Source organism: Geodermatophilus sp. URMC 65 (assembly GCF_053502545.1).
On record NZ_CP199954.1, the window covers coordinates 4,491,855 to 4,505,380 of the forward strand.

The following is a 13,526-nucleotide window of genomic DNA, read 5'->3' on the forward strand; positions in this document are numbered from 1 at the left end:
CCCGGAGTGCTGCGCGCAGGTCGGCCGTGGTGACGGGCGGGAGGGCCGCGCTGCTGTGCCCCTGCGTGCAGGATGCGGGGCATCGCCTGCCCGGGTCGTCCCCTTCTCACTCGCACGGTGGAGGAGCCCCATGACACGTCGTCGGTTGCCACGGTGGTCGGAGTTCCGCCCGCTCCTGCAGGTCCAGCCGATGACACTGGACCGGACGGCCCGGCGACTGCGCCGGGCCGCGTCGGTGGAGGACCTGCGGGACCAGGCCCGGCGGCGCGTCCCCCGGGCGGTGTTCGACTACACCGACGGCGGGGCGGGACGAGAGGTGAGCCTCCGCCGGTCCCGGGCGGCGTTCGACCGGGTCGAGTTCCTGCCGACCGTGCTCCGGGACGTCTCCTCGGTCGACGTCTCGACCACCGTGCTCGGCCGGCCTGCCGCCCTGCCCCTGGTCATGGCCCCGACCGGGTTCACGCGGATGATGAACCACCAGGGCGAGCCCGCCGTGGCGCGTGCCGCCGCCCGGGCCGGTGTGCCCTACGCCCTGTCCACCATGGGGACGACGTCGCCGGAGCGGCTGGCCGCGGAGGCGCCGGAGGCGCATCGCTGGTTCCAGCTCTACCTGTGGCGCGACCGCGCCGCGAGCACCGAGATCGTCCGCCGCGCGGCCGGGAACGGCTACGAGGCCCTCGTCCTGACCGTGGACACCCCGGTGGGCGGCCTGCGCCTGCGGGACGTGCGCAACGGGATGACGATCCCGCCGGCGCTGACCGCCCGGACGATCCTCGACGGCGCCCGGCACCCCTCGTGGTGGGCGAACCTGCTGACCACCGAGCCTCTGGAGTTCGCCTCGCTGAACTCGTTCGCCGGGACGGTCTCCGACCTCGCCAGCCAGGTGTTCGACCCGAGCGCGACGCTGGCCGACGTCCGCTGGTTGCGCGACACGTGGTCCGGCCCGTTGATCGTCAAGGGCCTCCTCACGGTCGACGACGCGGTGGCGGCCGTGGACGCCGGCGCCGACGGCGTCGTCGTGTCCAACCACGGCGGCCGCCAGCTCGACCAGTCGCCGACCCCGCTGGAGCAGTTGCCGGCCATCGCCGAGGCGGTCGGGGAGCGGGCCGAGGTCTACGTCGACGGTGGGGTCATGTCCGGGTCGGACGTCATGGCCGCGGTGACCCTCGGGGCCCGGGCGGCACTCGTGGGCCGGGCCTACCTCTACGGCCTGATGGCCGGGGGAGAGGCCGGGGTCGACCGGGTCCTGGAGATCCTCCGGAAGGAGCTGGTCACGGCCATGCAGCTGACCGGTGTGACGTCGGTGGCCGAGCTGACCAAGGACCGGGTGCGCCTCCGGTGAGGCCCCTCGACGCCCCTACGGGGGGTCGAGGACGCCGACCCCGTGCCCGCCGGTGACCGTGCCGCCCAGGGGACCGACCTGCCGTGGCCGACGCCACGGTGGGCCGGGGCATGGGGACGTGCGCCGGATCGTTGAGTCCGCAGTGAGTTCCGTGCACCACCCTGTCCGACCCGTTCCCCGACCCGCCCGCTGCCTGCGGCACCACGTGTGGATGGCCGCGTGCAGCGACTGCCGTGAGGCCCACACCGAGCCCGTCCGCGACCTGCGGGAGACCGGCTCGGCCTCCCGCTGAGGGAGGGCCTCCCTCCCCCGGCCACTCGCGAGCTCGCAGCGGGGGCAGGGAGGCCGCCGCCGTCCGCCCACCGTCGGGCGGACGGCGGTCGCGCGGCACCGCGGGGGATGATGGGGCCATGAGCGAGCAGACCGACCAGCGCAGCATCGGCAAGCGGGCGAACGAGTTGAACGCCACCATCCGCTACACGATGTGGTCGGTGTTCCGCCTGGCCCGCCCGCTGGGCGAGGAGCAGCGCACCGCCGTCGCCGACGAGGTGCAGGGGCTGCTCGACGAGCTCGCCGGCAAGGACGTCGTCGTCCGCGGGACCTACGACGTGAGCGGCCTGCGGGCCGACGCCGACCTGTTGGTCTGGTGGCACTCCTCCACCCCCGAGGCGCTGCAGGAGGCCTACACCCGGCTGCGCCGCACCGCGCTGGGCCGGCACCTCGAGCCCGTGTGGTCCCAGATGGCCCTGCACCGGCCGGCCGAGTTCAACCGCAGCCACATCCCGGCGTTCCTCGCCGACGAGGAGCCGCGCCGCTACGTGTGCGTCTACCCGTTCGTGCGGTCCTACGAGTGGTACCTGCTGCCCGACGAGGAGCGCCGCGCGATGCTCGCCGAGCACGGCCGGATGGCGCGCGGGTACGCCGACGTCCGCGCCAACACCGTGGCCTCGTTCGCCCTCGGCGACTACGAGTGGATGCTCGCCTTCGAGGCCGACGAGCTGTACCGCATCGTCGACCTGATGCGTGAGCTGCGGGCCTCGACCGCCCGGCGGCACGTCCGCGAGGAGGTGCCGTTCTACACCGGCGTCCGCAAGTCGGTCGCGGAGCTGGTGCAGGACCTGCCCTGACATCGTCGAGTGGCGAGTCGTCGTGGTCTCCGGGTTCTCGGCACCACGGCAACCCACCACTCGCTGCCCGGGGTACGTGCTGACGAGGGCTCAGCCCTGTGCGGGCTCCAGCCGGATGCTCACCGAGTTGATGCAGAAGCGGTCGCCGGTCGGGGTCTGCGGGGCGTCGTCGAAGACGTGGCCGAGGTGGCTGTGGCAGGTGCCGCAGAGGACCTCGGTGCGCACCATCCCGTGGCTGCGGTCCTCGCGGAGCACCACGTTGTCGGCGGACGAGGGCTCGTAGAACGACGGCCAGCCGCAGTGCGAGTCGAACTTCGTCTCCGACCGGAACAGCTCGGCCCCGCAGGCGCGGCAGCTGTAGACGCCCTGCGTCTTGGTGTCGACGTACTCCCCGGTCCACGGCCGCTCGGTGCCGGCCTGGCGGAGGACGGCGTACTCCTCGGGCGACAGCTGCGCCCGCCACTCCTCGTCGCTCTTGGTGACCTTCGGCTGGTTCTGCGCGGACGTCGTCATGCGCTCAACGGTACGAGCCACCCGCCACGGGCCGACCCTGGTGACGGCGCGGCGTCGCACCCGGCGGAGACTGGACCGGTGCGCTCGCTGGACACCCCGCTGCCCGACGTGTGGTTCACCCGCGACCTGCCGGTGCTGCGCGCGATCGCCCGCCTGGTCGACGGGCCCGAGTACGGCGGCAACCCCTACCTGGGTCAGGTGGTGCCGGCGAGCGGGCTGCCCAAGCCGGACGTGACGGCGGCGGCGCGGGCGCTGGTGTCGGCGGGCTACGTCGAGGCCCTGACGAACTACGCCGGGGAGATCGTGCGGTTCACCGGCATCTCGGCGGAGGCCCGGCGGCTGGCCGGACTCTGGCCCACGCCGCAGGGGGAGTGGGACCGGCTGCTCGAGCAGCTCACCGCCCGGGCGGAGAACGCGCCGACCGACGTGGAGCGGGCCCGGTGGCGGGCGTTCGCCGACGCCGCCGCGGCGGTGGGGCCGGACGCCGGCGCGCTGCTCATGTCGGCGCTCATCGGGGGGTACGTGCCCCGGGCCCGCTAGTCCCGGGAACGACGGCGCCCCCGCCCGGCTGAGCCGGACGGGGGCGCCGTGCTGATCGGTCGATCAGAGCGGGTTGACGTTCGCCGCCTGCGGGCCCTTCTGGCCCTGCTCGATGTCGAACGAGATCCGCTGGCCTTCGTCGAGCGAGCGGTACCCGCTGGTCTGGATGGCCGAGTAGTGGACGAACACATCCGGTCCGCCACCGTCAGGGGTGGCGAAGCCGAACCCCTTCTCCGCGTTGAACCACTTGACAGTTCCTTCGGGCATTGCTCGCTCCTAGCTGAGGTGGTGCATCGGGGTCCTGCCAGTGCGCAGGGCCTTCCCGACGGCGACGACCCTAGCGGTCGAACCGGTCCCGCGGGGGGCTGGGGCGACCGCGCCTGGTCTTGCGGGGATCGTGCGGCTCTCTCGCAGGGGTGCTGCGGGGCGGGCCGGATCGTCGTTCCTGCCGGGACGGACCCGGCCTCGAACGGAACGGACGCCTCCCATGACCGTCACGCCCTCCACCGACCCGATCGTCCTGCTCGACGTCGAGGACCTCGCCGAGGCCGACCTGGACGCCGACCTCGCCGAGCGACTGGAGCTGGAGGGCCGGGTTTACCTGCGCCCGGACGCCGCGGGCGCCCCGGCCGACGGGGTGCGGGGACTGGTCGCCGGCACGGGTCCGCGGCCGACTCCGGCCGACGCCGTGTCGCTGGCCCGGGCGATCCGCCGGGGCGGTGCCGCCGCGGCCGCCGTCCACGACCTGGGCCTGAAGGCCGCGATGCTCGCGGGCTGAGGCCACGCTCTGCGCACGTCGCTGTCCCACCCCTCGTGGGTTCGCGAGGCGTGCACGAACCGCCGTCAGAGCAGGCGGCCGGGGTCCTCGGGGAAGGGACGGCCGCGCGACGGGACGGCGTAGTCCCCGCCCGGTGCGGGCTCCCAGGACCGGCCGGCCGGCAGCGCCAGGGGCTCCGGTCGCCAGGAGGACACGGTGATCGTCCCGGGCTCGTCCCACGACTCCCCGGCGAGTCGCGCGCGTTCCTCGCGCCAGGCCAGCATCGAGCGGTGCCAGCGGCGACCGCCGACGTCCGCGCCGACCAGGACGGCGATGCCGACGGCCACGGTCAGGCAGGCGTTGGCCACCGCGGTGGCCACGTCCAGTGCGGTCAGCTGCGGCCAGCCGATCGTCTCGATCTGCGCGCCGACGATCTCGACGACGACGTAGAGCACGCCGTAGACCAGGAACGAGATCCGCACCGTGCACCTCCTCCGTCGTGGACCGGACACGTCCTCAACGGCAGGTCGGAGGTCACGGCGTCGTCCGGGCGGAGGTCCGTCACCCGTCCGGGTGACCGGTCAGGGCTGCAGCACCTCGTTCCAGGGGCGTACCGCCCAGCTGGCGACCACGCCGTTCACGACGAACGGGTCGCCGGCGATGAACTCCTCGGCGGCCTCGCGGGTGGCGAAGACGCCCATGGCCTCGCCGTTCATCGGCTCGTCGAAGGTGCCGACCATGAGCAGGTCCCCGCGCCGGGCGAACTCGTCGACCCGCGCCGAGTGGGCGGGGTAGTTCTCCTGGGCGAGCGGCAGGAAGTCCTCGACCGCGCGGTAGGTCATCACGTACTTCATGGCCGGGAATCCTGGCGTGCCGCGGCGCCGGGCCGGGGCGTCCGGTGCGTGGTCACCCCGCGGGGGACGGCGTCACGCGGACGGGTGACAGCTGGCTGCCGGACGAGGGTCGGCCGGGCACGGTCATCGGGTGACCACGCCGCTGATCGCCGTCCTGGTCATCGCGGTCGGTCTGCCCCTGGTCGCGTGGTGGGTCGCGCGCCGGCCGTACTGGTCGCGGCTGCGTCCGGGTGCTGAGCCGGACCCGTGGCGGGACCTCGTCCGGCGGTACGGGCTGTCGGCAGCGGAGGCGGCGCGGGTGGCGGCCGACGTCCCGCGCGGAGTACGGCTGCCGGACCCGCGGCTGCGCCGGGCGGCCGTCGAGTGGGCTCGGGAGCTCCTGGAGCAGGAGCAGGTCCGGCTGCCGCGGAACCCGCGCACCCGTGGGGTGGTGGTCGTGCTCGTGGTCGTCTGGGGAGCCACCGCCCTCGGCCTGCTGGTCTCCCAGCTCGCCTCGGGCGAGAGGGTCGACGTCCCCTGGGTCGTCGTCGCCGTCTGGCTCGTGACCGGCATGTGGGGCGTGCGCCGCCGCCGCGCGCTGCGCCGTGCGGTCGAGTGCAACGACGACCGGGCTGCCGACGGCAGCTGAGGCACGACCCTTGACGGTCACAGGGCGGCACACTCGCCCACCTCTGCCCCGGCCTGCCGATGTACCGGGCATGGAACGTCAAGTTGTGCCGAGTGCCGTCACGTCCGTCCTCGCCCTCCTCGGCGCCGCCCTCGGAGCGGCCCTCCTGGCCTGGCTCGTCCTCGGCGACGGCTGGGGGACCCCCGCGGCGATCGGTGCCGGGACCGTCCTCGGCCTGACGCTGACGACCGCTCGGCAGAAGGAGCGCGCAGCGCGCGGCTGACAGCGAGGACCTCGTCGGCGCCATCCGGCGCGGTCTGACCCCGGCCGTCCAGGGAGCGACCGCGCGGATGGCGCCTGAGCGGCCGGGGATCGGCTGGACAGCCTCCTGGTGCGGCCGGGTCGGATCCGGAGCGGGGTCACTGCCCGGCGTCGGCTCCGTCCGGGCCCCGCCCCTCGTCCTCGGGCCGGGCGTTCGAGCCCTGTGCGTCCACGCGCTCGAGGCGCTGACGGATCGCCGCGACGTTGAGCGCCAGGTCCTCGAGCGCCTCGACAGCGCGCGTGGCGAGCGCGAAGGTGAGGTTCTCGCGCTGCTGCTCAGGGCTGGGCTCGCGGTCGCCCGGCGGGATCTCGGAGCGCTCGCCCGGACGACGCGTCGCTTCGGCCCACGGCTCGTCACCGCTCCGCGGACCGCCGAACAGCTCCCGCAGCATCCGCTGCGCCAGCTCGAGGAACTCGCCCGGGTCGGGCCGGTCGGTCGCCATCCGGTTCCCCTCTCAGATCATGTCGAGCACGTCGCACGGACCGGAGGACGGCCCGTCCACGAGGTCCGGTACCGCTGCCGGAGCTCCCCCGGCCGCCGGGCGGCGAGGTCGTCGGGACGACCGCACCGACTCTGGTCTACACCGTCGCGGGCACCTTCCCGCTGATCTCGTGCGCCGTCATCCCGCGCTCCGGCGGCCGGCCGGCCACCCGCACGCCGTCCGGCGGTGGCTACGCCCGCACGCGGTGCAGGCCGCGCTCCAGCGCAACAGCAAGCCCGAACAGGAGGGTGGCCGTCGGCAGCAGCGGTCAGCCGACGACGAGGGAGTGCCACGGAACCCGCCAGGGCCGGCGGCTGTACTCGAGGTGGAGCCGGCCCGGTCGGGCGTCGATGAACTCCCCGAAGACCGTCGCGAACACCAGACCGTCCTGCTCGTGGTGGACCACCAGGGCGCCCGGGTCGTCCCTCGGGGACTGGCTCTGCACGAGCCGGCGCCAGCCGTCCGGGTACCCGGCCTCGGCGAACAGCGGCAGGAAGCGGTCGGCCTTGCGGTCCTCGGGGCCGCCGGAGGTGACCATCCACGTGCCCTCCGGGTGCTCCGTCGTCACCACCTGCGCGCCGTCGAAGTCCCAGGTGGTCAGCCGGTCCGGCGCGACCAGGACGAGCAGGAAGCTCGCCATGCCGTCGAGGCGGACCGCCGAGAGCCAGTCCGCGCCGTGCTCCGCGCCCAGCAGGGGCAGCGTTCCCCGGCTGGGTGCGCCCGGGTCGGCCACCCGCTTCTGCGGCCGGTTGAGCACCAGTGCGGTGACGCCGGTGTCGACGTGGGTCGCGCACCACGTCCCGCCCGCCAGACGGTCACGGCCCCCCACGACAGCGGGGTGCTCCGGCCACCACCGCCCGGGGTCGTCGAACTCCCGGCTGGTCAGCTCGTCCCGGAGGGCGAGGATCCGCGCGGGCGCGCCCCGGCTCCACCGCACCACCACCGTGCACATGCCGACGATCGTCCCTCGGTGGCGAGCAGGACCGCGGAGGGCTTGCCGTGCACGGGCGAGTCCACCCGCGCGTGCTGGCTGCTGAGGCGCGCGGCGAGCTCGGACAGGTGGGCTCTCGCGTCGGCCGGGGACAGCCTGGTCGTGGTCAGAGGTGTGACCACGACCATCCGGGGGAGGAGGCACGGTCTCGAGGGCCACCCGAGGTCCGGTGGCGTCGCTGCCTCGATGCGGGGCCGGGGATGACCGCGTCACCGTTGTCCGCGGTTGCCGACACCCGGCAACGACGGCCGGCTGGGCATGACCGGTGAGATCTCTCGTGCACCTGGCCCCTTCGCGCCAGGCTGGGGACCACAGGAGGTGGACGGTGCTCAGTCGCGACGAACAGAGAGCCTGGGACGAGATCCGGCGTCGTCATGCGGAGGAGGCCGAGGAGCCTGCTGGTCCGGTCCTCGACCCGACGCTCCGGCGGCCACGCTCCGCGGAGCCGGCCGGCGTCCCCGTCGCGGTCGTCGTCGCCAGCCGGGTCGCCGTTCTGCTGCTCCTCTTCGGAGCCCTCAGCGTCGGTCTGGCCATCGCCGTCGCCACCGCGTTCGGGTGGCTGCTGTGGCGCTACCGGCGGCTGCTGGGCGGCGCGGCCAGGTCGCCCGCACCGTCGGCGACCCGCGACGTCACCTTCGACCGTGAGGGGCAGCCGTCGTGGGAGGAGCCGTGGCACCGGCGCACCCCGGGGACGGGTGGGTCACTGCCAGGGGAGGACCGCAGGCCCCGCTGATCCACGACATCCGGCGGTGCGACGGCGGCGACCGGGCACGGGGACGAACTCGCACCGCGGGTCTCCCCGTGGCGGCTCCTTCCCCGCCGCTCGGTCCGGGTGGCCGCTGCGAGCTCACTGATGGCGTCGTCGAGCACGCGGAGGACGGCCTCGGCCAGCATCGGCAGGTACTCGTCGAGCAGGTCGACCGGGGCCCGGCAGGCAGCGGCCGCCCGAGCCCGCGACCGGATCGAGCCAGTCGTCGGGGACCGGGGGCCGGCCGGATCCTCCGGGAAGTCCGCGTAGCCGACGGCGTGTCACGTCCCTCCTCGCGGCGGTCACCGCGGGGGATGCCCGACGTCCGGACTGAACGCGCCTTGCCGGCGGCCGGCAACGTCGGCGGGTGTGAGCTGCCCGGCGCCGGCCCTGTCGCAGCCCTCGTCGATGCGGGCATGCTGCGGCCAGGAGGTGGCTCGTGCTCAGTCACTCTGAACAGCAGGGCGGCGACGCGCCGGGACCGGTCGCCCCCCGGCCCCAGCGCCCGGCCGCGGTGCTCGGCGTGCGGACCGCGGACGACGTCATGGACCGGCGCCCTCCGACGGTCGACCAGGACGCGTCGCTGTGGGGTGCCTGGGGTCGGCTCCGCGGGGCGGGCTGCCGGCACCTCGTGGTGGTCGACCGGCAGCTGCGCCCCGTGGGTGTGCTCGAGGAGCGGGATCTGGCGCTGCGCTGGCCACCCGGCCCGTTCGAGGCGCACCGCGTTCGCCTCCGGCGTCTGGTGCGCGGAGGGCCCCCGCCGCAGGCGCGCAGCGGTGACGCCCTCGCCACGGTCGCCCGCACCATGCTGGTCGCCCGCACCGACGCCGTCCCGGTGGTCGACGACGGCGGCCGGTTGCTCGGCCTGGTCACCGCACGGCACTGCGTCGAGCTGGTGGCCTGCCACGGGGTCGCGTGAGCCGACGGGGAGGGCGATGCCCCGATCCCGTCACGGACCCGCGCGGTGGCCGTTCCGCGGCCGCTGGGGTGCGCCGCCCGCTGCCGAGGGGGCCCAGCGGCTGCTGTGGTCGGCCGGGTCGGCGCCGGTGGCGATCGCCTCCAGCCGGGCCAGGTCGGCCGGGTGCAGGTCCGCGGTGGCGCGGAGGGCGCCGAGCAGCAGATCGCGTTGGCGGCGCAGCGCCGGGGCGTGCTCCGGGCGCCCGACGGACTCCACGTGGGCGAGCAGCATCCGCAGCACCCGCAGCAGTGCCGCGGCGACCTGCGGCTGAGCCGGCGCGGCGTGCCGGAGCTGGTCGAAACCGTGCGCGACGTACTCGTCGGCCGACAGCTGCCAGGGCCGCAGCAGCAGCCGCCCGTCCGGCCCGGCGACCGCCTCGGCCGGCGGGTCGGCGACCAGCAGGCGCCGCAGCAGGCTGCCCACCCGCAGCGTCGCCTCCACCGCGGTCGTGGGGTCGTTGACCGCGGCGCTGAGCGCGCGCAGCCCGACGTCCACCAGCTGCCGGAGGGCGAAGTCGACATCGGTCTGCATGGTGCGGCTGTCGGCGATCAGCACCGTGGCCGACAGCCGGCGCAGCACCGGCTGCGGGTTCCCCGGCGCCGGCCACACGGTGGTCAGCGGCTCACCGGTGTGGACGTAGGCGCCGGCCCGCGTCTCCAGGCGGACGGTGCTGCCCGGCGGCACCGCGGCCAGGATGCGGTCGCTCGGGGCCAGGGTCACCCAGCCGTCGCGGGGCGCCGGCACGGTGAGCACGGTCTCCCCGGCGGACGGGGTGCGCGCGGTGCCCGGCCGCTCGTCGCTCGTCGCCCGCTGCGCCGCCGCGAGCACCTGCTGGCCCTCCCCGGAGATGGCCCGGACGACCTCGCCGACCTGCAGGCCGTGGGCCAGGTGGTCCAGGTGGGCCACGATGAGCAGCACCGTGACCACGGTGAGCAGCACGGCGACGGTCAGCGCCGGCCCGGCGGCCTCGGCGTCCACGCGGCGCAGGACGAGCACGCAGTAGACGAACGTGGCGATCAGCAGGCCGATGACCACCTGGCTGAGCCGGTCGCGGATGAACGACCGCATCACCCGCGGCGAGAACTGGCTGCTGGCCAGCTGCAGGCTGACCACCGTCAGGGAGAGGACGACGCCGGCGGTGGTGATGGTCGCGCCGGCGACGGTGCTCAGCAGCCAGGTGGCGGTGCTGCTCGCCATCGTCAGGGTCAGCGGGACGCCGTCCTCGCCGGCGACCCGGTCGACCGCGCCGGTGACCTCGGCCAGCGCGAGACCGCCGAGGACGATGAGCGCGGGCAGCGCGAACAGGCTCTCGCGGAACCGGTAGGCAGCGGCCTGCAGGCGCATCGGCAGCGGCGGCCGGCTGCCTCCCCTCAACGGCACGGTTTCCTCCGGCGGCGCCGCGCACCGGCCCGGGACGGCGCCCGCGCCCGGACGACGCGACTCCCCTCCGGCCCCGCGACCGCCGGCGCGGGAGGGAGGACGTCGTCGAGCCCGCACCGCCGCAAGGCACCGAGCACGCGGCCCTGGCCGTCGGGCAGGACGGCCAGCCGTGCCCCGCGCATCCGGCACCGACGCTGCGCCCGGGCGAGCACGGAGACGCCGGCGCCCCCGAGGAGGGTCACCCGCCGCATGTCGACGGTCAGCGTCGCGACCCCGCGCCGGCGGGTCTGCGTGGTCAGGCACGCGTCGAGCAGGGGAGCGGTGTGGGTGTCCACCTCGCCGGCCACCTCGACGACCAGGTGACCCGGTCCGACCGGCGGGAGCGCGGTGACGGACAGCAGCGGCGCGCGGTCGGGGGCGTGCAGCACGGGAGCTCCTCCGGGCAGGCAGCGGACGGTCAGCGGAGCGGGCCGAGGGGCGCCGGCTCGGGCGGCGGCTCGCCCTGACCCGACCATGCCCGCTGCCTGTCTGCCGCGGAATGGCAGCCACTGGTCAACTCCGGGCACCCGTGGTTGCCGGCGCCCGGCACCACGGACGGGTGAGCCGGATGGCTTCCCGGGACCGGGGCGCTGCGGGTACGGGACGCTGCGGGTACGGGACGCCCCCTCGGCCCCCAGCCGGCTGAGTGTTCGTCGCCGGCCGCGGGCGGAGGGCGGACCGGCGGCCGGCCGCGGCCGGCGCGGACTCGCCGTGCTCGCCCGGCCAGCTCGCCAGGCGGCCGGCGCGATGCACCGCGCGCAGCCGAAGCTCCACCTCGGCCCGGGCGCTGCTGGGCAGGACGAGGAGGAGGTGGTCCCCGCGCCACAGCGCGGTGTCTCGGTCGGGGACGAGGGTGCGCCCGTCGCGAGGTGGACCTGATCGAGCTGAACGAGTTCTCCGCCAGTCAGGTGCCTCCCGTCGGCCGAGAGCGGGACTCCACCGACGCGGACCTCCAGCGCACCGACGTCAACGGCTCGGGCATCCCTCTCGGGCACCCGGTGGGTGCCACCGGCGGGCGCCTCCCGGCCACTCCGACCCAGATACTTGAACTATCAACCGACTATCCGTACGGTGGGCAGTGCTTGAAACTTCAAGTATCTGGAGGACTGATGTCCGGCACCCCGTCCGCGTTCCCGCCACCCACGCCCGGCGAAGCGCCGGTGGACCGCACCGCCCGGCAGGACCGGACGATCGGCTCCCGGGCCGACGTGGCCACCGGCGCCCCTGCCCGCTACGCCAAGCAGCTGATCTCGCACCTGGGCCGCAAGGTGCCCTTCACCGGCGACGCGATCACTGCGCCTGCGACCGCGGTGATCGGCGCGGCCACCGCCGGGATCGTCGTCGGCGACGGCGTGCTCACCCTCTGGGTCGCCGGTCACGACGAGGAGTCCGTCGCGCGGGTCGAGCACGTGCTCGGCAGCCACCTGGAGCGGTTCGCCCAGCGCGAACCCCTCGCCGTGCGGTGGGTCCGCACCGACGGCGCCCCGATCCCCACCTCCGGGGCGTCCCCGACCTCTCCCGCCACGACCACCGAGGAGTCCGCATGACCACGCCCGCCCCCACCACGACCGCCCTCGCCGACGCCCGCATCCCGGCCGCGCACCCGTTCGCCGCGCACCTGCGCCGCACCGCCGCTCTCGAGGCCGAGCAGCCGCACCGGCCGTGGACGCTGGAGGACGGGCCGCTGCCCAGCCTCTACCTGTCCCACGGCGGCGGGCCGCTGCCCTTGCAGAGCCCCGAGTGGCTCGACCCGCTGCACGACTGGGCCCGCGCGCTGCCCAAGCCGAAGGCGATCCTGGTCGTGTCCGCGCACTGGGAGTCCGCGCCGCTGTCCGTCAGCGCCGCCCGCCCGAGCGAGCTGGTCTACGACTTCGGCGGCTTCGACGCGCTGTACCACACGTTCCGCTACGACACCCCCGACGCCGGCGACCTGACCCGGCAGGTGGTCGGGCTCATGCCGGACACCGAGCAGGTGCACCAGCACGCCCGCCGGGGGCTCGACCACGGCGCGTGGGTGCCGCTGAAGATCATGTACCCGGCCGCCGACGTCCCGGTGCTGCAGCTGAGCCTGCCCACCGAGGACCCCGAGGAGCTGCTGGCGCTCGGCGAGCGGCTGCGGCCGCTGCGCGAGCAGGGCGTGCTGGTCGTCGGCTCGGGCCACATGACCCACGGCCTGCCGTTCCTCACCCGGGAGATGTGGCGGGAGAACCAGGTGCCCGGCTGGTCGGCCGACTTCGACGCCTGGGCCGCCGACGCGCTGGCCCGCGGCGACGTCGCCGAGCTCGCCCGGTTCCGCACCGCCGCTCCGGGCATGCCCCACGCGCACCCGACCGTGGAGCACTTCACGCCGCTGTTCGTCACTCTCGGCGCGGCCACCGACCCCACCGCGCCGGTGCTCACCACGCTCGACGGCTACGGCGTCGGCCTCTCCCGGCGGTCCTTCCAGGCGGCATGAGCACGACGGACGTCACTCCGACCACCGGCGTCGCCGTGCCCTCGCGCGACGGGGAGCCGCGCTGGCTGAGCGAGGCGGAGACGGCAGCCTGCTGCCGCTGGTCCGGTTGATGACCCTGCTGCCGCAGCGGCTGGACGGAAAACTGCGCGAGGACGCCGGCATCGGCCACGTCTACATCCAGATCCTCGCCATGCTCTCCCAGGCCGCGACGAACAACTGCGGATGAGCGAGCTGGCCGGACTCACGGCCATCTCGCCCAGCCGGCTGTCGCACGCCGTCACCGCGCTGGAGGACCGCGGCTGGGTGACGCGTTGCCCGGCCGCCACGGACCGGCGCGGCCAGCTCACCCGCATCGCCACCGAGCTCCTCGACACCGCGTCGAGGTGACGGGCCGGCGCGGGTCCACGGCCGG

At 75.1% G+C, this 13,526-nt stretch carries 19 protein-coding genes; 11 read left to right on the plus strand and 8 right to left on the minus strand.

Going from position 1 to position 13,526, the window contains the following annotated elements; translation table 11 throughout:
• Positions 1 to 190 precede the first annotated feature (190 nt).
• The gene (locus ACWIX7_RS21765; RefSeq protein WP_448618490.1) at positions 191 to 1,342 is read left to right on the plus strand and encodes an alpha-hydroxy acid oxidase; all 1,152 of its coding nucleotides are present in this window, start codon (positions 191 to 193) and stop codon (positions 1,340 to 1,342) included.
• Between the two features lie 410 nt (positions 1,343 to 1,752).
• Positions 1,753 to 2,469 (plus strand): hydrogen peroxide-dependent heme synthase, encoded by a 717-nt coding sequence (gene hemQ, locus ACWIX7_RS21770; RefSeq protein ID WP_448618491.1) that lies wholly within the window; start codon positions 1,753 to 1,755, stop codon positions 2,467 to 2,469.
• Between the two features lie 90 nt (positions 2,470 to 2,559).
• On the opposite strand, the gene msrB is transcribed toward hemQ, so the two are convergent.
• Positions 2,560 to 2,982 carry a peptide-methionine (R)-S-oxide reductase MsrB gene (gene msrB, locus ACWIX7_RS21775; RefSeq protein WP_448618492.1) on the minus strand — a complete coding sequence of 141 codons (423 nt, stop codon included), beginning with the start codon at positions 2,980 to 2,982 and terminating at the stop codon, positions 2,560 to 2,562.
• A 78-nt stretch (positions 2,983 to 3,060) separates the two neighbouring features.
• Between msrB and ACWIX7_RS21780 the strand changes: the two genes are divergently transcribed.
• Positions 3,061 to 3,522 (plus strand): hypothetical protein, encoded by a 462-nt coding sequence (locus ACWIX7_RS21780; protein ID WP_448618493.1) that lies wholly within the window; start codon positions 3,061 to 3,063, stop codon positions 3,520 to 3,522.
• A 63-nt stretch (positions 3,523 to 3,585) separates the two neighbouring features.
• Here the strand turns inward: ACWIX7_RS21780 and ACWIX7_RS21785 are convergent, their stop codons facing one another.
• On the minus strand, positions 3,586 to 3,789 hold the full coding sequence (locus ACWIX7_RS21785; RefSeq protein ID WP_012948038.1) for a cold-shock protein: 204 nt from the start codon (positions 3,787 to 3,789) through the stop codon (positions 3,586 to 3,588).
• Positions 3,790 to 4,009: 220 nt separating this feature from the next.
• Here ACWIX7_RS21785 and ACWIX7_RS21790 point away from each other — a divergent pair, with 220 nt between their 5' ends.
• Positions 4,010 to 4,300, plus strand: coding sequence for a hypothetical protein (locus ACWIX7_RS21790; protein WP_448618494.1), 291 nt, complete (start codon positions 4,010 to 4,012; stop codon positions 4,298 to 4,300).
• Positions 4,301 to 4,365: 65 nt separating this feature from the next.
• Here ACWIX7_RS21790 and ACWIX7_RS21795 read toward each other — a convergent pair whose 3' ends face one another.
• Positions 4,366 to 4,761, minus strand: coding sequence for a hypothetical protein (locus tag ACWIX7_RS21795; RefSeq protein ID WP_448618495.1), 396 nt, complete (start codon positions 4,759 to 4,761; stop codon positions 4,366 to 4,368).
• Between the two features lie 99 nt (positions 4,762 to 4,860).
• A complete protein-coding gene (locus ACWIX7_RS21800) occupies positions 4,861 to 5,133 on the minus strand; it encodes a YciI family protein (RefSeq protein ID WP_448618496.1) in 273 nt (90 codons plus the stop codon).
• Positions 5,134 to 5,263: 130 nt separating this feature from the next.
• Between ACWIX7_RS21800 and ACWIX7_RS21805 the strand changes: the two genes are divergently transcribed.
• Positions 5,264 to 5,761, plus strand: coding sequence for a hypothetical protein (locus tag ACWIX7_RS21805; protein WP_448618497.1), 498 nt, complete (start codon positions 5,264 to 5,266; stop codon positions 5,759 to 5,761).
• Positions 5,762 to 5,846: 85 nt separating this feature from the next.
• Positions 5,847 to 6,023 (plus strand): hypothetical protein, encoded by a 177-nt coding sequence (locus ACWIX7_RS21810; protein ID WP_448618498.1) that lies wholly within the window; start codon positions 5,847 to 5,849, stop codon positions 6,021 to 6,023.
• 136 nt (positions 6,024 to 6,159) lie between these two features.
• Here the strand turns inward: ACWIX7_RS21810 and ACWIX7_RS21815 are convergent, their stop codons facing one another.
• Together ACWIX7_RS21815 and ACWIX7_RS21820 are read right to left on the minus strand one after the other, a co-directional pair.
• The gene (locus ACWIX7_RS21815) at positions 6,160 to 6,504 is read right to left on the minus strand and encodes a hypothetical protein (RefSeq protein WP_448618499.1); all 345 of its coding nucleotides are present in this window, start codon (positions 6,502 to 6,504) and stop codon (positions 6,160 to 6,162) included.
• 307 nt (positions 6,505 to 6,811) lie between these two features.
• A complete protein-coding gene (locus ACWIX7_RS21820) occupies positions 6,812 to 7,495 on the minus strand; it encodes an NRDE family protein (RefSeq protein WP_448618500.1) in 684 nt (227 codons plus the stop codon).
• A gap of 364 nt (positions 7,496 to 7,859) precedes the next feature.
• On the opposite strand from ACWIX7_RS21820, the gene ACWIX7_RS21825 reads away from it, so the two are divergent.
• Positions 7,860 to 8,267 (plus strand): hypothetical protein, encoded by a 408-nt coding sequence (locus ACWIX7_RS21825; RefSeq protein ID WP_448618501.1) that lies wholly within the window; start codon positions 7,860 to 7,862, stop codon positions 8,265 to 8,267.
• Between the two features lie 454 nt (positions 8,268 to 8,721).
• Positions 8,722 to 9,201, plus strand: coding sequence for a CBS domain-containing protein (locus tag ACWIX7_RS21830; protein WP_448618502.1), 480 nt, complete (start codon positions 8,722 to 8,724; stop codon positions 9,199 to 9,201).
• Between the two features lie 30 nt (positions 9,202 to 9,231).
• On the opposite strand, the gene ACWIX7_RS21835 is transcribed toward ACWIX7_RS21830, so the two are convergent.
• Positions 9,232 to 10,620, minus strand: a complete 1,389-nt coding sequence (locus ACWIX7_RS21835) for a DUF2254 domain-containing protein (protein WP_448618503.1) — start codon at positions 10,618 to 10,620, stop codon at positions 9,232 to 9,234.
• Positions 10,611 to 11,048: an STAS domain-containing protein gene (locus tag ACWIX7_RS21840; protein ID WP_448618504.1), complete on the minus strand. Its 438-nt coding sequence runs from the start codon at positions 11,046 to 11,048 to the stop codon at positions 10,611 to 10,613. The genes ACWIX7_RS21835 and ACWIX7_RS21840 overlap by 10 nt, the downstream gene beginning before the upstream one ends.
• A 480-nt stretch (positions 11,049 to 11,528) precedes the next feature.
• Here ACWIX7_RS21840 and ACWIX7_RS21845 point away from each other — a divergent pair, with 480 nt between their 5' ends.
• From ACWIX7_RS21845 to ACWIX7_RS21855, 3 genes are all read left to right on the plus strand, one after another.
• Positions 11,529 to 12,206: a DUF2218 domain-containing protein gene (locus ACWIX7_RS21845; protein WP_448618505.1), complete on the plus strand. Its 678-nt coding sequence runs from the start codon at positions 11,529 to 11,531 to the stop codon at positions 12,204 to 12,206.
• Positions 12,203 to 13,114, plus strand: a complete 912-nt coding sequence (locus ACWIX7_RS21850; protein WP_448618506.1) for a dioxygenase family protein — start codon at positions 12,203 to 12,205, stop codon at positions 13,112 to 13,114. The genes ACWIX7_RS21845 and ACWIX7_RS21850 overlap by 4 nt, the downstream gene beginning before the upstream one ends.
• 222 nt (positions 13,115 to 13,336) lie before the next feature.
• Positions 13,337 to 13,501, plus strand: coding sequence for a MarR family transcriptional regulator (locus ACWIX7_RS21855; RefSeq protein WP_448618507.1), 165 nt, complete (start codon positions 13,337 to 13,339; stop codon positions 13,499 to 13,501).
• The last annotated feature ends 25 nt before the right edge of the window (positions 13,502 to 13,526 follow it).